Source organism: Nocardia terpenica (assembly GCF_013186535.1).
In the GTDB taxonomy this organism is placed as follows: Bacteria; Actinomycetota; Actinomycetes; order Mycobacteriales; family Mycobacteriaceae; genus Nocardia; species Nocardia terpenica.
Genome location: NZ_JABMCZ010000002.1, coordinates 1,559,891 through 1,581,396 on the forward strand (window position 1 = coordinate 1,559,891; position 21,506 = coordinate 1,581,396).

Below are 21,506 nucleotides of genomic sequence, written 5' to 3' on the forward strand. Positions count from 1 at the left end.
CCGCCGCCACACGGCCGAGTGTCGTGCGGCCCACTTGTGACATCGATGACGCCGTCGCGAGGTGTGTTGTCGCGCACGCTCATCCGGCGGTCGTCGGGGCGGGCCGCCCCTCGATGTAGGAGGTGCGCTCGTCGGCCTCGCCCGCGGTCTCGACCCGCAGCGGATGCGCCTCGAGCTCGGGCGGGACGTCCTCGGGCACGGCCGCGGTGATGAGAACCTGCTCGGCGGTGGCGGCGACGGCGGCCAGGGCGGCGCGGCGGCGGCGGTCGAGTTCGGCGAACACGTCGTCGAGCAGCAGCACCGGATCGGTGCCCACGCTGCGCAGCAGTTCGAACGCCCCCAGGCGCAGGGCCAGCGCGAACGACCACGACTCGCCGTGGCTGGCAAAGCCTTTCGCCGGGGCCGAACCCAGCATCAGGTCCAGGTCGTCGCGGTGCGGGCCGACCAGGCACACGCCGCGCTCGAGCTCCCGGCCGCGCGCCGCGGCCAGCTCGCGCAGCAGGATCGCCTCCAGCACGGCGACATCGTCGGCCGCGGGTTCGCGCTCGGGCGTCAGGAATTCGGGCGGCAGGTATGCGCTGCGGTACCCGATCGCGGCCGTCCGCGATTCCGGCGCGATGGACCGGTAGGACTGCTCCAGGAACGGCGACAGATCGTGGACCAGGCGTAGCCGCTGTGCCAGCAGCTCGGCGCCGTGCGCGGCGAGGTGCCCGTCCCAGACGTCCAGGGTGCTCAGCTCGGCGGCGGATCCGGTGCGCGAACGGGCCTGCCGCCCAGCGGTTTTCAACAGCGCCGACCGCTGCCGCAGCACCCGGTCGTAGTCCGAGCGCACCCCGGCCAGCCGGGGCAGCCGGGCCGTGCACAGCTCGTCGAGGAAGCGGCGGCGCTCGGACGGATCGCCCCGCACCAGGGCCAGGTCCTCCGGCGCGAACAGCACCGTCTGCAGGATGCCCAGGATCTCCCGCGGCCGCCGCACCGGCGACCGGTTGATCTGGGCTCGGTTCGCCGACCCCTGGTTCAGCTCGATGTCGATCCGCAGCTCGCGCCCGGTGTTCACCACCGTCGCACCGACCCTGGCCCGCTGCGCCCCCATCCGGATCAGCGGCGCGTCGGTGGACACCCGATGCGAGCCGAGCGTCGACAGGTAGCCGAGGGCCTCGACCAGGTTGGTCTTGCCGTTACCGTTCGCACCCAGGAAAACCGTTCGGCCCGGGGGCAATTCGAGCTCGGCCTGATCCCAGGAGCGAAAGTCCCGCAGCGTCAGCGCCCGCACGTACATCGCTCACCCCACCGTCGCCGCCGTGAATCCTGTGGAGAAAACGGATCAGCCCGGCAGGCGGACCGGCATGAGCAGGTAGATGTAGTCGCTGTCCAGCGCGGGGTACGCGCCCGATTCGGTGGGGGCCGGATCTTCCTCGGCGGTGGGGCACAGCACCGCCGGGCGGCTGGGGGTGGTGAAGCCGAAGGTCACCCGGTCCGAATGCAGTGCGGCCAGACCGTCGTTGAGGTAGCCCGGGTTGAACGCGATGGTCAGCGGCTCGCCGCGGAAGTCGGCCTCCAGCCACTCCTCGGCGCGGCCGGCGTCGTCGCCACCGGCGGACAGCTGCAGGCCCTGCTCGGAGAATTCCAGCCGCACCTGGGCGCCGCGCTCGGCCACCAGCGCCACGCGCTTGATCGCCTCGATGAGCACGCTCACCTGGAGGGTCGCGATGGAGGTGTGCTCCTTGGGGAGCAATTGCCGGAACTTGGGGAATTCCGCGTCGAGCAGCCGGGTGGTGGTGCGGCGGCCGCCGTTCACGATGCCGAGCAGGCCGTCGGTTCCGGTGCCGAACGCCAGCTGCACCGGCGCGTCGGACGGGCCGAGCGTCTTGGCGGCCTCGGACAGCGTACGGGCGGGGACCAGCACCGCGGTCTCGACGTCGTCGCGGCCGGGCTGCCATTCGAGGTGGCGGACCGCGAGCCGGAAGCGGTCGGTGGCCGCGAGCACGACCTTGGCGCCCTCGATCTCGACCCGGATACCGGTGAGCATGGGCAGCGTGTCGTCGCGACCGGCGGCGACCGCCACCTGGCCGACGGCGGAGGAGAACAGGTCGACCGCGAGTTCACCGGTCTGCGGCGGCAGTTCGGGAAGCTGGGGATAGTCCTCGACCGGCATGGTCGGCAGCGAGAATTTCGCACTGCCGCAGGCGATCAGCACGCGGGTGCCGTCGACGGAGACGTCCACCGGCTTGTTGGACAGCGCCTTGGTGATGTCGGCCAGCAGGCGGCCCGACACCAATACCTGTCCCGGACCGGCGACCTCGGCCGCGACCCGCATCTGCGCGGAGACCTCGTAATCGAATCCGGAGACGGTCAGGCCGTCCTCGTTCGCCACCAGCAGGACGCCACCGAGCACCGGCACCGGCGGGCGCGACGGCAGGCTGCGGGCCACCCAGGCGACGGATTCGGCGAAATCCTCGCGAGCGACCCGAAACTTCATGCTTGCAAGCTCCATCGCCCGGTAAGTCCTCTCCCAGTCTCGATCGTGATCTGTTCGGCTCGTCAGCGCTGGCTCATGCAGGAGTGCTGGATCGGTCGCCGTCGTTCTCAGCGCAGTGTGGCACAGGCGACCGACACCAAACCGTACCCGTGGACGCGACGGAAGACCACGCCACCCCTCCCGGTGCGTCGCCCGACCCCGATCGGATCGAGTCGTCCGCTCCCCGACCGAGTTTCCACACACCCTGTTTTGAAGAGATTTATTGAAGGAGAAGAACTGAAGCAGTAGTAGGCGCTGTGGATTCTGTGGACTCCCGGCGAAACGGCTGCTCGGAGGGCGTGGCGACATGGGGATGTCGAGCGGGTGACTCGAGGATGAACAACGAGCCACTGTGGACGCCGCCGAACTGTTCAACCCTCATCCTCGAGCCATCCTCGAGTTCTTCCATCATCGAAGCGGGGTTGTGCACAGCTGTGCGCAAAGCCGTGGACAACTCGAGGATTCCTCGAGGACCTGACAAGGACTCCTCGAGGAATCCACAAGGCGTAGAGCCGATCTGCGCAGGTCATGGCTCGAGGATGAACGAGGCTGTGGGAACTGTGTACCACCGGCTGTGAGTCGACGCGTCAACCCCCCTCCCGCCGAACTGTGGGTAAACCGGTGGAGAACAGTGGAATTCCTCGAGGACTCCACAGGGATTCCTCGAGGACTCCACACCCGAAAAAGGCCGCTCCCCCCAGGTAGACGGGGTGGAGCGGCCTGTGCGGCGAATCAGCGCGAGCGCTGTTTGATTCGGGCTGTGAGTTCCTGAACCTGGTCGTACACGCGGCGGCGCTCGGTCATCTCCTTGCGCACCTTCTTCTCCGCGTACATGACGGTGGTGTGGTCGCGGCCGAACGCCTGCCCGATCTTCGGCAGCGACAGATCGGTGAGTTCGCGGCACAGATACATCGCGATCTGGCGGGCCTGGGCCAGCGGCCGGGCCTTACCCGGGCCGGTCAGCTCCTCCAGCGTGGTGTTGAAGTACTCCGCGGTGACGGCCATGATCGTCGACGCGGTGATCTCCAGCGTGGTGGTGTCGGGCATCAGGTCGCGCAGCACCACCTCGGCCAGCGACAGATCCAGCGGCTGCCCGTTCAGCGAGGCGAACGCGGTGACGCGGATGAGCGCACCCTCGAGCTCGCGGATATTGCGCTCGACCCGGCTCGCGATCAGCTCCAGCACGTCGTGCGGCACGTCGAGCCGGTCCATGCGCGCCTTCTTGCGCAGGATCGCGATGCGCGTCTCCAGTTCCGGCGGCTGCACATCGGTGATCAGGCCCCACTCGAACCGGGTGCGTAGCCGCTCCTCCAGCGTGGCCAGCTGCTTCGGCGGCCGGTCGGAGGAGACCACGATCTGCTTGTTCGCGTTGTGCAGCGTGTTGAAGGTGTGGAAGAACTCCTCCTGGATGCCTTCCTTGCCCTCGATGAACTGGATGTCGTCGACCAGCAGGATGTCGGTCTCGCGGTAGCGCCGCTTGAACGCCACCTTGCGGTCGTCGCGCAGGCTGTTGATGAAGTCGTTGGTGAACTCCTCGGTCGACACGTACTTCACCCGCATGCCGGGGAACAGCCGCTGCGCGTAGTGCCCGGCGGCGTGCAGCAGATGCGTCTTGCCCAAACCCGAAGCGCCCCAGACGAACAGCGGGTTGTAGGCGCGCGCGGGCGCCTCGGCGATGGCGACCGCGGCCGCGTGCGCGAAGCGGTTGGACGCGCCGATCACGAACGTCTCGAAGGTGTACTTGGCGTTCAGGCTGGCCGACGCGGAGGCGGGCGCGGTGGGCGCGGGCTCCGGCGACTTGCTGAAGTAGGTCGGCCAGGAGTTGCGGACGTTGACCACCGGTTCGTCGTCGGCCGGGGGTTCGGGGCGACGCGCGGGCGCCTCCGGCTCGGATGCGAACAGCGATTCCTGTCCCGCCGGGCTCTCGCCGCGGCCCGGCGGCCGGTCCAGCTCGCGGCCCGCGGGCGCGGGCGATTCCGGCGCGCCGGGCTCCGGCAATTCTCCGGCCATCGGTGTGGATGGATAGTCGCCCTGGGGATAGTCGGGCCGGGCAGGATAGTCGGCGGGGTTCAGGTATCGGGGCGCGGGGTAGTCGGCGGGGGCCGGATAGTCCTGCGGCGCGGCGTAATTCACAGGTTCGCGGGGCGCCTCGCGGCCGCGGTCCGGGCGCGAGGTGAGCCGCGCGTGCCGGGGCGGACCGGCCGGGCGGTCACCCGGCTGGGCGGTCGGCGCGGCGATCCGGACGCCCAGACCCTCCACCTGGGGGCCCAGCCGGCGGGCCAGCGAGCGCAGGATCGGCTCGCGCAGATCGCGTTCGATCGCCTCCTGCGCGAGGGAGGAGGGTACCGAGAGCAGCGCGAACCCCTGCGCCACCGTCAGCGGTTTGACCAGGCCCAACCATGCTTTCTGGGCGTTGGTCACCGGCGGGATGGCGCCGTCGGCGGAACCTGTGGTGAGCTCGGCGACCACCTCGGGCCAGACCGAGGTCAACACGTTCTGCTCGTCGTCCACGTACGTTTTCCTCCCCGGAAGAGTTCGATGGGAGCAGACGGCCGGTCACCGCCCGCCTCCCCCTTCGGCACGGACGCCGGCGTGGCCGTCGGCCATACGAATATGCCACTCCAGGGGTCTTTCCACACAATTATCCACAGATGTGGAGAACCACAGTGATGTGAGTTGCGCTGCCGTGAGCCCCCGCCCAGCGCCTCGACCAGCGCTTCCGCAGCTACTTCCTGGCTATGCAGGTTAGTGTCCGTCCGGATTCATGGCAAGTCCGGTTCACATGTCGTGTCGCGGTTCACCGGACGGTCGTCCAGGGGTCGGCGGGTGGCGCGGATCGCATCGGGGGACCCGAGTTTGACCTGGCCGGAGCCGATCAGTACCCTCGTACAGTCACCCGTAGACGCGGTGTCGGCTGCCTGCTGCCTCGACTGCAGGGGCGCTGTGCCGTGACAGGGGTCGTGCCGATGACGGTAGTCGTCATCCGTCGCGAACACATACGTTTCACCGACCAGCTTCGGGCGCCGCAGGGCGCCCACCACCTCGAGGAGTGTTGACCGTGGCCAAGGGCAAGCGGACGTTCCAGCCGAACAACCGTCGTCGGGCGCGGGTCCACGGGTTCCGTCTCCGGATGCGCACCCGTGCGGGCCGCGCGATCGTGTCGGCGCGCCGTCAAAAGGGCCGCGCCTCGCTGACGGCCTGAGCCTTCGGTACCGGCATCGGCGTCATGTCCCGTTCGCCGTACGGCTCGCTCCCCCCGTCCGCCCGGTACACGCTCGGACACTCGGGTGTTGCCTGAGCCGTACCGGCTGCATCATCGTGCCGATTTCTCCCGGACGGTGCGGCGTGGCCGACGAATCGGGAGACCTGACCTCGTCGTGCACGTGTTGGTATCGGCGGACGCCGTTCGCGTGGGCGGACCACGTTTCGGATTGATCGTCAGCAAGGCGGTGGGTAACGCGGTGGTTCGGCACCGTGTGGCCCGCCGCCTGCGTCATATCTGTGCCGGTCTGGTGGGCGTGCTGCCCGCCGAGGCGGATGTCGTGATCCGGGCGATGCCCGGTGCGGCGCAGGCGGATTCGGCCGATCTCGATCGGCAGGTGCGCGGTGCGCTGCGAAAGTCGTTCCCGGAGCTCGCCGTTTCCGAGCCGCCGCATCCGGCGCCGCCGATGGGCGAGACGCCGGGATCGGGCAGGGCGTCATGAGCCGTCTCGCGATGGTCTCCCGCCTGCCGGCGAATGCTCTGATCTTTCTCATCGAGCTCTATCGCACCTATGTCTCCCCGACCCGCATGCCGGTCTGCCGGTTCACTCCCACCTGTAGCGAGTACGCGGTGACCGCGTTGCGCACCCGGGGCCTGTTCGTGGGCCTCGGATTGGCGGCCGTGCGTCTGGCCAAATGTGCGCCCTGGCACCCTGGTGGGTGGGATCCGGTTCCGGAACCGAGACGGAACCGGTCAGCCGCTGCACCGACGCCGCCGGGCTCGTCGACCGACGAGCCGAGCCCGGCAGGCGACGAGGCGGCCCAACCGAAGCCTTGTAATGGGTCGCCGCGTGCGGTGGCCGGCGACACGACCGACGGGAGTACATAGAGCCGTGCTCAACTTCATCTACTATCCGGTGTCCTGGATCTTGTGGTTCTGGCATCGCGTCTTCGGATTCGCGCTGGGCAAGGACAGCGGTCTGGCCTGGGCGCTGGCCGTGGTGTTCCTCGTCTTCACGCTGCGCTTGGTGCTCTACAAGCCGTTCGTGAAGCAGGTGCGCACCACCCGGCAGATGCAGGAGTTGCAGCCGCAGATCAAGGAACTGCAGCGCAAGTACAAGAACGATCGCCAGAAGATGGCGGTCGAGATGCAGAAGCTGCAGAAGGACCACGGCTTCAACCCGCTCATGGGCTGCCTGCCCGTGCTGGCGCAGGTACCGGTCTTCATCGGTCTGTTCCATGTCCTGCGATCGTTCAACCGGGTCGCCGGTTCGAACGGCTTCGGCGGCATCGGGCACACCGCCGCGATGACCCCCTACCAGAACGCGCACACCGCCAACTACGTCTTCAACGCCGACGATGTGCAGTCGTTCCTCCGGGCGCGCATCTTCGGCGCGCCGATCTCGGCCGCCATCACCACCCCCAAGAGCCAGCTGGCGGCCTTCGCCGACTACGGCGGCATCCCGCACGTGGCCAATATGGCCGCGGTGGCCATCCCGCTGATGATCATCGCCGGGCTGGCGACCCACTTCAACGCGCGTGCCTCGGTCGCCCGGCAGAGCGCGGAGGCGGCGGCCAACCCGCAGGCCGCGATCATGAACAAGCTGGCGCTGTGGGTGTTCCCGCTCGGTGTCGTGGTCGGTGGTCCGTTCTTCCCGCTCGCCATCCTGCTCTACTGGGTGTCCAACAACATCTGGACCTACGGGCAGCAGCACCTGGTCTTCGGCCGCATCGAGAAGGAAGAGGAAGCGAAGAAGCAGCAGGCCCTGGAGCGCCGCGCGCAGAACGCGCCGAAACCCGGTGCCAAGCCGGTGGATTCGAAGAAGAAGGCGGTCACCGACGCACCCGTCGACGCGGACGGCGCGGCGCCCACCCAGTCGCAGAACGGTACGGGCACGACCGGTAAGGCGACCTCGTCTCCCGGTAAGTCGGCGGGCTCGTCCGGCAAGCAGGGCGGCCAGGGCAATCGCAAGCGATCCGGAAACCGTGGGCGCCCGAATCAGAAGCGACGCCGCTGAATCACACGCACGGATACGGCATCCCGGCGCGGTCGGCGCCGGACACGACGGATGACGCAGATGAAGGAAACGACACATGACTGTTGAGACCGACGGAGGAGACGCCACTGTGGCGACGACGATGGCCGAGGCCGAGCCGGACGCGGTGAGCGACGATGTGAACGATGCCGAGGAGGCGCTGATCGAGGAGGGCGAGATCGCCGGTGACTACCTCGAGCAGTTGCTGGATGTGCTCGACTTCGACGGTGACATCGATCTGGACGTCGAGGGTGACCGGGCGGTCGTGAGCATCGACGGCGGCCGCGATCTGGCGAAGCTGGTGGGCCGGCGCGGTGAGGTCCTGGACGCGCTGCAGGAGCTGACCCGGCTGGCCGTGCAGCAGGCGACCGGTGTCCGCAGCCGCCTCATGCTCGATGTGGCGGGCTGGCGGGCCAAGCGTCGGGAGGAGCTGAGCGCGCTCGGCGCCGCCACCGCGCAGCGGGTGCTGGATTCCGGAAAGCCGGAGTCGCTGTCGGCGATGACGCCGTTCGAGCGCAAGATCGTGCACGACGCGGTGGCCGCGGTCGACGGGGTCGTCAGCGAGAGCGAGGGTGTGGAGCCGAACCGCCACGTGGTGGTGCTCCCGGCCTGATCGGCGTAAAGGTGGGTAGGGCCCCCGGTTCACCGAACCGGGGGCCCTACCCTTGTGCGGAGGTTGCCGCACGCGGGCATGCGCCCGTATCGATTCCCCATCGGTTCGGAAGGATGTTTCACGTGGAACGAGGAACGGGTGTCCCCCACCCAGACCACTCCCCCGCCGCCATCGCCGCGGCGGAGACGCTCTTCGGTGATCGGCTGCCGCTCGCCGAGCGCTATCACGACGAGTTGGCGGTGCAGGGTGTCGAGCGCGGGCTGATCGGGCCGCGGGAGGTTCCTCGAATGTGGGAGCGGCACATCCTGAATTGCGCCGTGATCGGTGAGCTCATTCCCGAGGGGGCCACGGTGGTCGATATCGGCAGCGGCGCCGGGCTGCCGGGCATCCCGCTCGCCATCGCGCGCCCGGATCTGCGGGTGACCCTGGTCGAGCCGCTGCTGCGCCGGACCATCTTCCTGGCCGAGTTCATCGAGTCGATCGGGCTGGGCGTGACGGTGGTGCGCGGGCGCGCCGAGCAGTCGGATGTGCGCAAGGAGGCGGGCGGCGCGGATGTGGTGACCTCTCGCGCCGTCGCGCCGCTGGCGAAGCTCGCGCAGTGGTCGCTGCCGCTGGTGCGTGACCACGGCCGGATGCTCGCGCTCAAGGGTTCCAGTGCGGCAGAGGAATTGGAGCGCGATCGCGAGGACCTGATCCGGGCGGGTGGCGGCAATGCCGAGGTGCTCGAGTGCGGGGTCGGGATCGTGTCGCCGCCGACGGTGGTGTTGAGCGTGGAGCGGCTCCCGCGCAGCGAGCGCGTGGGCGGGCGGCCGCGGCGGCACCGCAAGGGTTGAGCGCCGCGCGGCGCCGTGTTTCATGTGAAACATCGGGGCCGAAGCGCGGTGGCGGGCGGGCGAAGTCGATGCGCCGCTGACCAAAAGTGCGGCGGCGTGCCTGGATTCGAGCGTCGATGAGAGCGTGAAAGCGGCGATCCGGACCGAAGCGACGCGGAATCCTTCGATAATTCGCGTGTCGCAGAAGGATTGCCGCGGTTCAACTTCCGTATTGTCTTCGGTACTGGCAAGCTAAGTGGCGTCGAGCGTGAGCGCAGATTCGCGGTGCCCGACGGGCTCGCCAGGACGGGCATCGGTCTCCGGACGCGGCCGCGTTCCGCTTGCTCGAGCCATGCGGCGCTGACGCTGCCTGGGGCACGTGTCTGGAGTTCTCGGTTAGGAGCCTGTATGTCGAACGGTCCGGCGAATGTTTCACGGGAAACAACGTCGCGCGTACCCGGAATGCTGGACGGGAGCGGCTTCGATTTGGACGAGTTCGGTCGGACCCCCTTCGGCAACATCTCCCCCGCCGAAACGCCGATCGCGGCCGAGGCGCAGCGCGCGAGCCAGGTGTTGCATCCTGGTTCGATGTCTATCCCGAAGCCCCGCGAACAACGCATCATCACCATCGCGAACCAGAAGGGTGGTGTCGGCAAGACCACCACCGCGGTGAATCTGGCCGCCGCCCTGGCGCTGCAGGGGATGACGGTGCTCGTCATCGATCTCGACCCGCAGGGCAATGCCAGCACCGCGCTCGGCGTCGAACACCACTCCGGTATTCCCTCCAGCTACGAACTGCTCATCGGCGAGATCTCGGTGCAGGACGCGATCCAGCAGAGCCCGCACAACGAACGGCTGCTGTGTATTCCGGCGACCATCGACCTCGCCGGTGCGGAGATCGAGCTCGTCTCCATGGTGGCCCGCGAGGGTCGGCTGAAGGCCGCGATCGAGCAGGCGAATATCGCCGGGTACGACATCGATTACGTCATGATCGACTGCCCGCCGTCGCTCGGCCTGCTCACCGTCAACGCGATGGTGGCGGCCAAGGAGGTGCTGATCCCGATCCAGTGCGAGTACTACGCGCTGGAGGGTGTGGGACAGCTGCTCCGCAATATCGGTCTGGTGCAGGCCCATCTGAATCCGCAGCTGCACGTGTCGACCGTCGTCCTCACCATGTACGACGGGCGCACCAAGCTGGCGGATCAGGTCGCCGAAGAGGTGCGCGGGCACTTCGGCGATGTGGTGCTGCGCTCGGTGATCCCGCGCAGTGTGAAGGTGTCCGAGGCGCCCGGGTACGGGATGACCGTGCTCGAATACGATCCGGGCTCCCGGGGTGCGATGAGCTATCTGGATGCCGGTCGCGAGATCGCCGCTCGGGCGGCGCTCGCGCGCACGGCTCCGGAGAACGCCGCCGTCGGTGCGGCGGGTGTGACAGAGGAAAGGGGTCGATAGGCCGATGAGTCAGGCGAAGAAGGGTGGACTGGGGCGCGGGCTGGCCGCGCTGATTCCGACCGGGCCGACCGAGGTGCAGGGGCTCGGCAGCGCCGCCGCGAATGCCGTCATCGGTCTGGATCCGATCGGACCGCATCCGGCGTCCGCGTATCTGCATCGCGTCCCCGATCCGGCTCCCGGTTCCGAGGCCGGCGCGGTGTACCGCGAGATTCCGCCGGATCTCATCGAGCCCAATCCCAAGCAGCCGCGGCAGATCTTCGACGACGAGGCGCTGGACGAACTGGTGCACTCGATTCGCGAATTCGGCCTGATGCAGCCGATCGTGGTGCGCGAGCTGGGGGGCTCCCCCACCCCGCGGTATCAGATCGTCATGGGCGAGCGGCGTTGGCGCGCGGCTCAGGTGGCCGAGCTCGAGGCGATCCCGGCGATCGTCCGGGAGACCGCCGACGACTCGATGCTGCGCGACGCCCTGCTGGAGAACATCCATCGGGTGCAGCTCAACCCGCTGGAGGAGGCGGCCGCCTATCAGCAGCTGCTGGAGGAATTCGGCGTCACCCACGAGGAACTCGCGGCGCGCATCGGCCGGTCCCGGCCGGTCGTCACCAATATGATCCGTTTGCTGAAGCTGCCGGTGAAGGTGCAGAGCCGGGTCGCCATCGGCGTGCTGTCGGCCGGTCACGCCCGCGCCCTGCTCGGCCTGGAGGCCGGGACGGAGGCGCAGGAGCTGTTGGCGGAACGGATTGTCGCCGAAGGCATGTCGGTGCGGGCCACGGAGGAGGCGGTCCTGCTGGCGAACCGCTATCCGGAGGGCAACAAGCAGCCCCCGGCGGAGCGCAAGCCCGTGCACGCCCCCGGCCTGGATCGATTGGTGGAGCGGCTGGCCAATACGTTCGACACCCGGGTCACGGTGAATATGGGTAAGAAGAAGGGCAAGATCGTGGTCGAATTCGGCGATCTTGCCGACCTGGAGCGCATCGTGTCCCTGATGGAGAAGCAGCAGTAGTACGGCGGGTGAGCACGCGTCCAATTCGGCGTGTTCACCGGAGATACTGGGACCTGGGATCGAAACGTCACTGTGACGCCTGGCCTATTCCGGGGTTGCCGCTCTCGAAGACGAAATGGAAATGAGGCGGTTCGCAATGATCGCTTATTCTTGCTGGGACGACGAAATTGATTCGGCGTGAGCGTAGATGAATCGGACGGCTGGAGGCTGAGCAGAGCGGTGTCGACCAGCGTAACCGCACTAACTCTCGGCGGACTCGACAAACTCCCCGCCCACGCCCGCGGATGCGTGTTCTGGGAGATGGATCCCGCCGTGGTGGCGGACTCCCGGGAATTCAGCGATCCGGTCTTCGAGAAGGAGGCATGGCTGTCCACGGTCATGCTGGAGTGGGGCTCCTGCGGACAGATCGCCATGGTGGACGGCCGGCCCGTCGGCTGCGCGCTGTACGCGCCGCCCAGCGCGGTGCCGCGGGCCGGGCTGTTCCCCACCTCCCCCGTGAGCCCGGACGCGGTCCTGCTGACCACGCTGCGGGCCGAATTCGGCTATCAGAACACCGATGTGGGGAACACGCTGATTCAGGCCGTGGTGGCCGATCTGATGCGTCGCGGCGTGCGGGCCATCGAGGCGTTCGGGCTGCGGACCGATCCGGAGACCACCATGCTGTCATCCCGGTCGGTCAGTTCGATGCTGTTCATGCAGCGCATCGATACGCCCGCCTTCGGTATTCCGCTGTCGGGCACCTCGGCGGCGCGCCGCCGATCGGAGAGCTGCTCGCCGGAGAGCTGCATGATCGACGCCGATTTCCTGGAGGATGTGGGCTTCAAGGTGGTGGCGGCGCACCACCGTTTCCCGCGACTGCGGCTCGAGCTCGACAGCGACCATCTCTGGAAGGAAGACGTGGAGCGGGCGCTGGACCAGCTGCTGGCCGCCGCCGCGGTCCCGGTGCCCCGGGTGGGCTGCTCCTGATCCGGGACCCACAATGGGCCGGAATCACATGCGGTCGGCCGCGGCCAGTTCCTCGGCGAGTAGTTCGGCGAAAGTGTATGTGCCGGTGGGTTGATCGTCTTGACCCAGCAGGTACAGCCGCTTGACCGAAATGAGAATGGCCTCGGCGATCACGTCGCGCATGCGTGGATTTGTCAGCACCGAGGCGTCGTAATCGTTGGTGAGATAACCGATGTCGACCTGCACGGTCGGCATCTTGGTGAGGCGCAACAGATCCCAGGTGCGCGAATGCGTGCGACAGTCCTGCAGCGAGGTGCGCGCCACGATCTCGCGCTGGATGAAACCGGCCAGCACCTGACCGATCATCGACACCGAGCCGTGCGAATTGCCGAAGTGGAAGCTGGCGACGCCATTGGCCAGCGGGCTGGGATTGGTCGCGCAGCGCAGCGAGATCATCAGATCCGCGTCGAAGGTGTTCGAGGTCTCGGCGCGGTCGGCGTCGGTCGGATTGGCGCCCCACGGCCGGGACAGGAAGGTCTCCATGCCGGTGGCGGCCATCCGCCCCTCCAGGCGGCTCGCCAGGTCCCAGAGGATCTCCGACTCGTAGACGTCGCCGAACTCGGTGGGCACGGCGAAACCCTTGTCGGGACCGCCCATCCCGGGATCGATGACGATCCGCTTCCCGGTCAGCTGCGGGCCCGCCCGGTGCACGACCTCCTCCTCCGCGATCCGGTGCGGGTTGCCGCCGGTGACGCGGGCGCCGAGCAGTTCCAGCGAGCGCAGCGTGTCCGGGCCGCAGATGCCGTCGGCGGACAGGCCGATCTCGCGCTGGAACGCGGTCAGCCCGTCGTGGGTGTGCGGGCCGAAGTAGCCGTCGACGCGGTGCACGTAGAAGCCGAGGTCCTGCAGGCGGCGCTGCAGCGTGGCCACGTCGTCGCCGTACAGCGGCGCGGACAGCTGATAGATCAGCGTGCGCGCGCCCAGGCGGTAGGACGCCTCCTTGAGCGCGCGATAGGTGGCCGGGCCGACCACCCCGTCGACCAGCAGGCCGCGATGCTGCTGGAAGGCGCGCACGGCGGAATCGAGGTCGTGATCGAAGGCGGCGTCGGCGTCTTTCCAGTACTCGCCGCCGGGTTCGGACCGGTCGGTCCCATGGGGATGGATGTGCAGGAATCCGAGACTTGCCAGGGTGCTCCGAACCTCAGCTACGGCTGGACCGGTATCGCCGTGACGAAGTCGGTGCATGCGTGAGAGCCCTTTCCTTCCGCCAACCCGGGTACCCACTACTGCGAAGGCTCACACCGTCGCACGACCGTGGCGTCGGTCGATTGTCTCAGACCCGGACCGAATTTCGGCAATTCCCCGGGTGCAGGAGGATCCTACCCCGGTCGTCAGCACCGGGGCCCGAAGGCGGCAGCAGCCACCGCCTCGGGGCCCGTCGGCGCCGAAATCGTATCCGGCTACGTCAGATGACGCCCTCGAGTTCGCGCAACAGGGCGGCTTTGCCCTTGGCGCCGACGATCCGCTTGGTCTCCTTCCCCCCGGAGAACAGGATCATCGTAGGCAACGCCAGGACGCTGTAGTCACGCGAGGTGGCCGGGTTGGCGTCGGCGTCCAGCTTGGCGATGGTCAGCTTGTCGCCGTGGGCGGCCGCGATCTCTTCCAGCACGGGGGCGACCATCCGGCACGGACCGCACCAATCCGCCCAGAAGTCGACGAGCACCGGCTTGTCGCTGGCCAGCACGTCCTGGGCGAAGGTGGCATCGGTGACGGTCTTGGTCGATTCCGACATGGTCCTACTCCTCGAACTGGGTATCAGTTGGCGGGCACTTCGACCGGCCGGTCGGCGTGGTCCAGGGTGTTGCGGGTGATGTCGCCCTGCTCGGCGAGCCAGTGCTCGGCGTCGATGGCCGCGCGGCAGCCGGTGCCGGCGGCGGTGATGGCCTGGCGGTACACGTGGTCGACCAGGTCGCCGACGGCGAATACGCCGGGTACCGCGGTGGCGGTGGTCGGGTGCTGGACCTGCACGTAGCCGTCCGCGTCGAGCTCGACCTGACCGCGCACCAGCTCGCTGCGCGGGTCGTGCCCGATCGCGATGAACAGGCCGGTCGCGGCCAGTTCCGAGGTCTCGCCGGTGCGGGTGTCGCGCAGGGTCAGGCCGGTGACGCTGTCGGTGCCGTGCACCTCGGCGACCTCGGTATTGGTGAGGAAACGGATCTTCTCGTTGTTCTTGGCGCGGTCGAGCATGATGCGGGAGGCGCGGAACTCGTCGCGGCGGTGCACGATGGTGACGCTGGCCGCGAACTTGGTGAGGAAGGTCGCCTCCTCCATGGCCGAGTCGCCGCCGCCGACCACCACGATGTCCTGGCCCTTGAAGAAGAAGCCGTCACAGGTGGCGCAGGCGCTCACGCCGCGGCCGAGCAGCCGCTGCTCCCCCGGCACGTTCAGGTAGCGGGCCGCGGAGCCCATGGCCAGGATGATCGAGTAGGCCCGGTAGGTCTCGCCGCCCACGGTGACCGACTTGATCGGGCCGGAGAGGTCGATGGCCTCGACGTCCTCGGTGCGGATATCGGTGCCGAACCGCTTGGCCTGCTCGCGCATCTCCTCCATGAGGTCGGGGCCCATGATGCCCTCGCGGAAGCCGGGGAAGTTCTCCACCTCGGTCGTCGTCATGAGCGCGCCGCCGAATTGGGTGCCCTCGAACAGCAGCGGTTCCAGCTCGGCCCGGGCCGCGTAGATGGCGGCGGTGTAGCCGGCGGGGCCGGAGCCGACGATGATCAGATCGCGTACTGGCGTACTCATGGGGCCCTTCCGAAGGGGATCGTCAACAGGCATTCGAACAACAACAGGGTAATGGCTGTTGTTCCCGGGCCCGTGGCGCTCCGGCGCGGGCACACCGCCGCCGAGCGCGCGGCTCAGCCGATGTCGCGAATCTTGATGGGATCGGGATTGCCCGGGCCGCAACCGGTTCCGACGACGAGGGCGGTGATCTTCGGCGGCTTGGGCCCGGTGAGCAGGACCAGGACACCGGGGCGGCCGTGGAATGTGACGTTCATCGAGCCGAGGACGGTGCGGTCCAGCCCGTTGGCCGTCAGGCAGCCGGTGAGGGCGCCGGGACCGGCGAGCGGGCCGGTGATGTCGGTGCGGCCCATGGCGCTCAGCAGGACCGCCGTGGAGCTGTCGTCGTCGAGCGGGACCGCGGTGGGTGCGCCGGAGTCCTTGAAGGGCAACGCATTCGGCGTGGCGTCCCGGCCGCCGCGGAGGGTGTCCAGGGCCACCAGGCCGCCCGCCAGGACGGCTACCGCGGCCGCCGCGGCGGTGATCCAGCGCAGTCGGCGGGAGCGGCGTTCGTCGAGGCGGGGTGGTTCGGTGGCGGCCGGGTCGGGGACCGCGGGCATCGGGCGGGTGGAGGGCGGGGTGCCGGATTCGTCGTCCGGTGGGCGGGCGAACGGGAGCCGATGCACGGTGGCCACGGGGTCGGCGGGTGCGTCGCCGCGGGCCAGGGCGTCGAGCAGGCCGTCGAGCCGGGCGGCGACGGCGCCGGGCATCGGATGCAGGATGTACGGATCGCGGCCCAGGGCGCGCAGTTCGGCGGTGACGTCGTCGAGCGAGCGCAGGAACCGCAGGGCCTCGGGATCACGGCGGATCTGCGGCCAGAGCTGTTCGCAGATCTCCGGCGCGACATTGTCGGCGTGCAGGTCGGCGAGGAGTTCGGTGGAGAACGGAGGCTGCGGCGCCGAACGGATCGGCATGGCACCTCCTGAGTCGTCTTCGCCGTGGTGCGGCCCGGGCCCGCGCCCCCGCGCAGCGGCTTTGCCCTTGTCGTCCATCGCCTCTCCGGGTCGGGCCTGTGGTGTGGTACCCGCGCCCCATCGCGATGGGTCTACGCGTACGACAACATTGTTCGTCTCTAGGTAGGACGTACCGACGCTACGTACGGTTCCGCTGTTCACGCAGGAATTCCAACTGCTGCTTGAGCCGCTCCCGCCCGCGGGCGCACCGGCTCTTGATGGTCCCCTCCGCTACGCCGAGCATCGCTGCCGCCTCCGCTACCGTATACCGCTCGATGTCGATGGCGACCAGCGCGGTGCGCTGTTCCGGCGGCAGGGTGAACAGCGCGGCGTCGACCACCATGGACATCTCCAGTTCGGCGATGTCGTCGCGTTCGGCGACGGGTTCGGCCACGTTCTCGTCCGACAGCGACACCGCGCGCCGGGCCTTGTTGCGCCGGATGCGGTCCAGGCAGGCGTTGACCACGATGCGGTGCAGCCAGCTGTGGACCTCGGCCTCACCGCGGAAGGTGGCGGCGTTGCGGTGCGCGGACAGCAGCGCGTCCTGCAGGGAATCGGCGGCGTCCTCGGTGGTGTAGGAGGTGCGCACGGCCAGCTGCCAGAGGTGGTCGTAGTGGCGGCGGAACAGCACGGTGAAGGCGTGTGGGTTGCCCGCGGCGTGCGCGGCGAGGAGCTCGCGATCGGTGGCCTCGTCCGGATCGAACGCGCGACGGCGCATCGGGGTCTCTACCGTGGCACCTGCTCGCTCGCTCGCATCAAACGACAACACAAACCCCTAGGATCAGCGCTCACGACGACGCGTGCGCCCATGACGGGACGCCGTCGGAATTTCCGCATCATCCAGGACCGAGAGACCAGATCCTAGGAAGCTCCCCTGCTGAGAGCGCGCTGAGAATCATATCCGGTGCGCGGAATGGCCAGCAAGCAGACTTGTTGAAAAGCCCGCGCGGGACTCGCCGTGCCGGATGTCAGGGCGCGGCTTCGAAGTGAATCTCGCCGATCGAGGACTGGAACTGGCCGCCGGAGTTGGCCAGCGCGGTGATCCAGACCAGGACGTACCGGGCCGGTTGGTCGGCCCGGACGGCGATGTCGGTGCTGCCGTCGCCCAGGGTGGCCTGGCCGATCAGCTGGGTCTGGTCGAGGGTGGGGTTGGCCGTGGGCGAGGTGCGGATCTCCACGACCGTGCCGGGGCTCGGCGAGTCGATGCTGACCTTGGTCAGCTTGCTGGGGCTGCCGAGGGTGGCCAGGATCCCCACGCCCTTCTTGAGCGCCGGGAACTGCTGGAAGTACTGGTCGGTGCGCCAGGTGGTGGCCGGATTGCCGTCCAGCACCGCCGCCGCGCCGCCCGGGTTGTCCGGGGTGCCCTCGGGCGAGAACACCGTGGCGCCGGCCGCCGGGATCGGGGTGCCGCCGCCCGTGGTCGGCGCGCCGGCCGACGAGGACGCCGCGCTCGGGGCGGGCGGCGCGACCGCGGCGGTGGTGAGGCCCAGCTTGCGCTGTTCGTCCAGCGGCGCGTTGGAGGAGCTGGGCGCGAAGATGCTCAGCAGCCACCAGATGATCACGCCGACGACCAGCGCGGCGAGCACGCCGAGACCGACCAGGATCCACATCATCCGCTGCGAGCGTTCCTTCTCGGCGGCCAGCAGCTCCGGATCGGCCAGCGACTCGTCCGGGGCCGACGGCGAGCGCTGGCCCAGCCGCAGGACCGGGATGAAGTCGGTCTTCTGGTCCACCACCGACGCCTGTTCCAGCACGTGCTGGACCGTCGCGGCGGTGCGCACGCCCTTGTTCGACTCCAGCGAGCGGACCGCCACCGCGGAGATCTCGAACGGCACCTCCGGCCGGATCTGGCGGGGTTCGACGGGGGTGCCGTCGGGGCCGAGGTCGGCGAGCCGCAGGCCACCGACCGTGGCCGCGCTGCCGCTGACGCCGCCGCTGCGGATCGGCCAGCGCGCGGTGATCAGGGCGTAGAGCATCGCGCCGAGACCGCGCACATCCGACTGCGCGTCGGAGTCGGCCAGGGTGCCGGGGAAGGCCAGCACCGCGTCGCCGGAGGCGCTGATGCGGATCCGGTCCGGGTGGTCGATGGACAGCGAGCCGCCGCCGCGATGGGCCAGCTCGGCCGCGGCGGCCAGGGCGCGGATCGCCCGGGCGGCGCCGATCGGCGAGGGGCTGGTCTCGGCCATCTCGCGCAGCGAGCGGCCCGGGGTCCATTCCGCGACCACGATGCCGCCGGAGCTGCCGCGGACCACGTCCAGCACGCGCGCCAGGCCCGGGGAGTTGATGCGGCCCAGCCGCAGGGTGCGCGACAGGATCGCCTGCGGGCCGTCGTGTCCGGCGTTGTCGTTCGCCTTCTGATCGGCGTCGACGAAGGTGAGCGCGACCTCGCGATCGAGCTTGACGTCCAGGGCCTGCCAGAACCGCAGCCCGCGGGCGCCGCCGTGCCCGGCCAGCAGCCGGTAGCGACCACCGGCCACCGACGCGCCCGCGATCAGCTTGGGGCCGCGCTGCACCCGGCGGTTCGCCGATTCCACCCGCATGGGCGGCATCTCCGGGGAACCGACCGGCAGCATGCCGGTGTCGTAGGTCTGGTCGTGCGCCTGTACCGCCTGCTCCTCACCGGTAGGCGGTGCGGTCTCGGCCGGATGCTGTGCCGCCTCGGCGTACTGTTCGGTCTCGTCCGGCTCGGCGTCGTCGGCCTCGGCCGGCGGAACCTGTGCGGGCGGGACGTTGTCGGTGCGTACGGCACCTGCTGTGCCGGCAGCAGCATCGGCGGCCGGGACGCCCCCCGCCGCGTCGTCGCTCACCCTCGTTCCTCCTTCGCCCTGGTGTGTCGAACTCCGATGGTCCGGCGCAGCACCGGGCCCGTCGCCGGTCGGTCCGTATCCCGGTTCCGCGCGGGTACCGGCCTCGGCCTCCGCGCGGGTGCCGGAACCGGCGTTTGCGTTTCTCTGCCGAACAGGGTACGGGAACTCGGTCGGCCCGGTGCGATCAACCGCATTGGGCCGAATGACAGGCAGCACCATGGTCTGCGCGTCCATGTACGGGTCGTAGCGGTAGTAGTAGGGAGTATCGAGCTCCGGCCGCGGCAGCACGGTCGTGTCGTGCAGATCGGCGGCGGCCTCGGCCAGGCCCAGATCCGGGGCGGGCGGGGTGAGGCCGAGCCGCCGGGAGACCGCCACGGTGAGGGCGACGATCTCCGGGACCCCGGCCAGGCGCATGAGCGCGAACGCCACGCCGAACATGACCACGGCGTCGATGCCGACCCGGACCAGCGAACCGAGCCCGCCGAACGACTCGGACAGCCGGTTCAGGCCGATCACCTGGTCGGCGATCAGCAGCACCGCGCCGCCCGCGACGGAGGACAGCACCACCCGGACGATCGTGCGCCCGACATTGGTCATGCGGAGGTCGCCGAGGCTGCGGTGCAGCAGCCACCCGCCGATCACGGCGCCGGCCGCGTAGCCCAGTCCGGTGGCGACGCCCAGGGCGATGACGACCTGATCGTCGCGGAAGACCATGGGCGCGGCGATGGAGAGCACTACTCGAACCACGGTGATGCCCAGGATGATCCACGTCGGCGTCCACGCCTGCTCCCGCGCGTAGAACACCCGCAGGTGGATGAGCACCAGCGCGTACGGAATCAGCGTGAAGGCCGACCAGCTGAGCGCCTCGCCCAGGCGGCCCGCGTCGCCGGTGCCGAAGTTGCCGTAGCCGTAGAGCGCCTCGCCGACCTGATGACCGGCCACCGTGAGGAAGGTGACCACCGGCACCAGGGTGATCATGGTCAGCCGGGTGGCGACGGACAGATCGTCGACGACCGCAGGCGTGTCGTCGGCGGCGGCATTGCGGCTGAGCCGGGGCATGATCGCGGTGAGCACGGTGACGCCCAGCACGCCGTAGGGCAACTGCAACAGCAGCCACGCCTGGTTGTAGATGGTGGGTCCGGCGGCGTCGGCGTGCGACGAGACGCGGGTGGCGATGACGAAGCCGACCTGGCTGACCATGACGTACAGGATCACCGCGGTGGCCATGCCGCCGAATTCCCGCAGCCTCGTGTCGAATCCCCACAGCGGCCGCAGATCGATCCCGGCCCGCCGGATCGCCGGGAGCAGGCTGGCCACCTGCACGAACACGCCGAAGGTCACACCCATGCCCAGGGTGAGCAGCTTGGGGTCGCTGATCTGGACCGGATGCAGCGAGATCCGGCCGGGGGTGAGCGAGTAGATACCCAGCACGGCGATCACGACCAGGTTGTTCAGCACCGGGGCCCAGGCGCCGGGCTTGAAGATCTGGTGCGTGTTCAGCACGGCCATGAGCAGCGAGGACATGCCGTAGAACAGGATCGCGGGCAGCAGCATGAAGGCCAGCGCGGTGGTCAGATGCGTGTCGACCTTGCCGTCCTCGGGCAGGAAGAAATGCTTGATCAGCACCGGCGCCGACGCGGTACACAGCACGGCCGCGGTCACCAGGATGACGAACGCCATCGTGATCAGTCGCCGCACGAAGGCCGCGCCGCCGTCGGCGTCCTCCTTCTCGGCGCGCACCAGGGTCGGCACCACGAAGGCGGTCAGCACCGCGCCGAGCACCAGCTGTTCGACCATGGTCGGGATCTGGCTGGCCACGGTGAACGAGCTGTTGATCGCGGCGCCGAGCACCGTCACCAGCAGCAGCTGCTTGACGAAACCGGTGATCCGGCTGATCAGGGTCGCCACCGCGATCGAGCCGGAGTCGCGGACCAGGCTGGCCGTCGAGTTTCCCTTGGCCTCGGGCCGGACCGCCACCTGCTGGGCGGTGCGTGCCGGGCCCGAACGCTCGGCGCGCTCGGAGGGCAGGCGGCGCGGCAGCGGGCGGGGTTCGGACTGCGCGCGACGCTCCGGCGAATAACCCTGTGCCGGAACCGGTCCGCGCTCCCCCGGTTGCCCGTGCCGAGGCGGCCGCTGCCCCGGCGGGGGTACCGCCCGCATCGGACCGCTCGGCGGGTACTGATCGCGCGGCTCGGACAGCGGGTACTGGTCCCGCGGGCTCGCGTATCGCTCGCGGGCTCCCGGTGCGTACCGGTCGACGGGGCCGCTCGGATGGGGGTCACGCATGCCGGGCGCGTAGTCGCCGCCGGGTGGGTTCGCGTATCGGTC

18 protein-coding genes are annotated in these 21,506 nt (G+C 69.2%); 9 read left to right on the top strand and 9 right to left on the bottom strand.

The window, feature by feature from the left end; all coding sequences use genetic code 11:
• Positions 1-79: 79 nt before the first annotated feature.
• From recF to dnaA, 3 genes are all read right to left on the bottom strand, one after another.
• On the bottom strand, positions 80-1,279 hold the full coding sequence (recF, locus tag HPY32_RS19035; RefSeq protein WP_067579369.1) for a DNA replication/repair protein RecF: 1,200 nt from the start codon (positions 1,277-1,279) through the stop codon (positions 80-82).
• Positions 1,280-1,324: 45 nt separating this feature from the next.
• Positions 1,325-2,494 (bottom strand): DNA polymerase III subunit beta, encoded by a 1,170-nt coding sequence (gene dnaN, locus HPY32_RS19040; protein WP_067579367.1) that lies wholly within the window; start codon positions 2,492-2,494, stop codon positions 1,325-1,327.
• Between the two features lie 756 nt (positions 2,495-3,250).
• On the bottom strand, positions 3,251-4,897 hold the full coding sequence (gene dnaA, locus HPY32_RS19045) for a chromosomal replication initiator protein DnaA (protein ID WP_373686655.1): 1,647 nt from the start codon (positions 4,895-4,897) through the stop codon (positions 3,251-3,253).
• Positions 4,898-5,576: 679 nt separating this feature from the next.
• On the opposite strand from dnaA, the gene rpmH reads away from it, so the two are divergent.
• The 9 genes from rpmH to HPY32_RS19090 all read left to right on the top strand — a co-directional run bounded on the left by rpmH (position 5,577) and on the right by HPY32_RS19090 (position 12,601).
• The gene (gene rpmH, locus HPY32_RS19050; RefSeq protein ID WP_072754329.1) at positions 5,577-5,720 is read left to right on the top strand and encodes a 50S ribosomal protein L34; all 144 of its coding nucleotides are present in this window, start codon (positions 5,577-5,579) and stop codon (positions 5,718-5,720) included.
• An 85-nt stretch (positions 5,721-5,805) separates the two neighbouring features.
• A complete protein-coding gene (rnpA, locus tag HPY32_RS19055) occupies positions 5,806-6,222 on the top strand; it encodes a ribonuclease P protein component (protein ID WP_082870685.1) in 417 nt (138 codons plus the stop codon).
• On the top strand, positions 6,219-6,608 hold the full coding sequence (gene yidD / locus HPY32_RS19060) for a membrane protein insertion efficiency factor YidD (RefSeq protein WP_082870684.1): 390 nt from the start codon (positions 6,219-6,221) through the stop codon (positions 6,606-6,608). The genes rnpA and yidD overlap by 4 nt, the downstream gene beginning before the upstream one ends.
• Positions 6,609-6,612: 4 nt before the next feature.
• The gene (yidC, locus tag HPY32_RS19065) at positions 6,613-7,737 is read left to right on the top strand and encodes a membrane protein insertase YidC (protein WP_067579363.1); all 1,125 of its coding nucleotides are present in this window, start codon (positions 6,613-6,615) and stop codon (positions 7,735-7,737) included.
• A 76-nt stretch (positions 7,738-7,813) separates the two neighbouring features.
• Positions 7,814-8,368, top strand: coding sequence for a Jag family protein (locus tag HPY32_RS19070; RefSeq protein WP_067579360.1), 555 nt, complete (start codon positions 7,814-7,816; stop codon positions 8,366-8,368).
• Positions 8,369-8,481: 113 nt separating this feature from the next.
• Positions 8,482-9,201 carry a 16S rRNA (guanine(527)-N(7))-methyltransferase RsmG gene (gene rsmG, locus HPY32_RS19075; RefSeq protein WP_067579358.1) on the top strand — a complete coding sequence of 240 codons (720 nt, stop codon included), beginning with the start codon at positions 8,482-8,484 and terminating at the stop codon, positions 9,199-9,201.
• Positions 9,202-9,642: 441 nt separating this feature from the next.
• The gene (locus HPY32_RS19080) at positions 9,643-10,632 is read left to right on the top strand and encodes a ParA family protein (protein ID WP_373686639.1); all 990 of its coding nucleotides are present in this window, start codon (positions 9,643-9,645) and stop codon (positions 10,630-10,632) included.
• Positions 10,633-10,636: 4 nt separating this feature from the next.
• Complete coding sequence (locus tag HPY32_RS19085; RefSeq protein WP_067579354.1) at positions 10,637-11,635, top strand: ParB/RepB/Spo0J family partition protein; 999 nt, start codon at positions 10,637-10,639, stop codon at positions 11,633-11,635.
• A 219-nt stretch (positions 11,636-11,854) separates the two neighbouring features.
• Positions 11,855-12,601, top strand: coding sequence for a GNAT family N-acetyltransferase (locus tag HPY32_RS19090; protein WP_067579351.1), 747 nt, complete (start codon positions 11,855-11,857; stop codon positions 12,599-12,601).
• A gap of 24 nt (positions 12,602-12,625) precedes the next feature.
• On the opposite strand, the gene HPY32_RS19095 is transcribed toward HPY32_RS19090, so the two are convergent.
• From HPY32_RS19095 to murJ, 6 genes are all read right to left on the bottom strand, one after another.
• Positions 12,626-13,825, bottom strand: coding sequence for an N-acetylmuramoyl-L-alanine amidase (locus HPY32_RS19095; protein WP_067579349.1), 1,200 nt, complete (start codon positions 13,823-13,825; stop codon positions 12,626-12,628).
• Between the two features lie 220 nt (positions 13,826-14,045).
• Complete coding sequence (gene trxA / locus HPY32_RS19100) at positions 14,046-14,372, bottom strand: thioredoxin (RefSeq protein WP_067579347.1); 327 nt, start codon at positions 14,370-14,372, stop codon at positions 14,046-14,048.
• 23 nt (positions 14,373-14,395) lie between these two features.
• Positions 14,396-15,382, bottom strand: coding sequence for a thioredoxin-disulfide reductase (gene trxB / locus HPY32_RS19105; protein WP_067579345.1), 987 nt, complete (start codon positions 15,380-15,382; stop codon positions 14,396-14,398).
• Positions 15,383-15,495: 113 nt separating this feature from the next.
• Positions 15,496-16,332 (bottom strand): RsmA family anti-sigma factor, encoded by an 837-nt coding sequence (locus tag HPY32_RS19110; RefSeq protein WP_067579343.1) that lies wholly within the window; start codon positions 16,330-16,332, stop codon positions 15,496-15,498.
• A gap of 178 nt (positions 16,333-16,510) precedes the next feature.
• The gene (gene sigM, locus HPY32_RS19115; protein WP_067579341.1) at positions 16,511-17,089 is read right to left on the bottom strand and encodes an RNA polymerase sigma factor SigM; all 579 of its coding nucleotides are present in this window, start codon (positions 17,087-17,089) and stop codon (positions 16,511-16,513) included.
• A 250-nt stretch (positions 17,090-17,339) separates the two neighbouring features.
• Positions 17,340-21,338: a murein biosynthesis integral membrane protein MurJ gene (gene murJ / locus HPY32_RS19120; protein WP_231951532.1), complete on the bottom strand. Its 3,999-nt coding sequence runs from the start codon at positions 21,336-21,338 to the stop codon at positions 17,340-17,342.
• Positions 21,339-21,506 lie beyond the last annotated feature (168 nt).

Coding starts and splice junctions, on each gene's coding strand:
- recF (WP_067579369.1), bottom strand. CDS start 1,279: ATGTACGTGCGGGCGCTGACGCTGCGGGACTTTCGCTCCTGGGATCAG.
- dnaN (WP_067579367.1), bottom strand. CDS start 2,494: ATGGAGCTTGCAAGCATGAAGTTTCGGGTCGCTCGCGAGGATTTCGCC.
- yidD (WP_082870684.1), top strand. CDS start 6,219: ATGAGCCGTCTCGCGATGGTCTCCCGCCTGCCGGCGAATGCTCTGATC.
- HPY32_RS19070 (WP_067579360.1), top strand. CDS start 7,814: ATGACTGTTGAGACCGACGGAGGAGACGCCACTGTGGCGACGACGATG.
- rsmG (WP_067579358.1), top strand. CDS start 8,482: ATGTTTCACGTGGAACGAGGAACGGGTGTCCCCCACCCAGACCACTCC.
- HPY32_RS19080 (WP_373686639.1), top strand. CDS start 9,643: ATGCTGGACGGGAGCGGCTTCGATTTGGACGAGTTCGGTCGGACCCCC.
- HPY32_RS19085 (WP_067579354.1), top strand. CDS start 10,637: ATGAGTCAGGCGAAGAAGGGTGGACTGGGGCGCGGGCTGGCCGCGCTG.
- HPY32_RS19095 (WP_067579349.1), bottom strand. CDS start 13,825: ATGCACCGACTTCGTCACGGCGATACCGGTCCAGCCGTAGCTGAGGTT.
- trxA (WP_067579347.1), bottom strand. CDS start 14,372: ATGTCGGAATCGACCAAGACCGTCACCGATGCCACCTTCGCCCAGGAC.
- trxB (WP_067579345.1), bottom strand. CDS start 15,382: ATGAGTACGCCAGTACGCGATCTGATCATCGTCGGCTCCGGCCCCGCC.
- HPY32_RS19110 (WP_067579343.1), bottom strand. CDS start 16,332: ATGCCGATCCGTTCGGCGCCGCAGCCTCCGTTCTCCACCGAACTCCTC.
- sigM (WP_067579341.1), bottom strand. CDS start 17,089: ATGCGCCGTCGCGCGTTCGATCCGGACGAGGCCACCGATCGCGAGCTC.
- murJ (WP_231951532.1), bottom strand. CDS start 21,338: ATGCGGGCGGTACCCCCGCCGGGGCAGCGGCCGCCTCGGCACGGGCAA.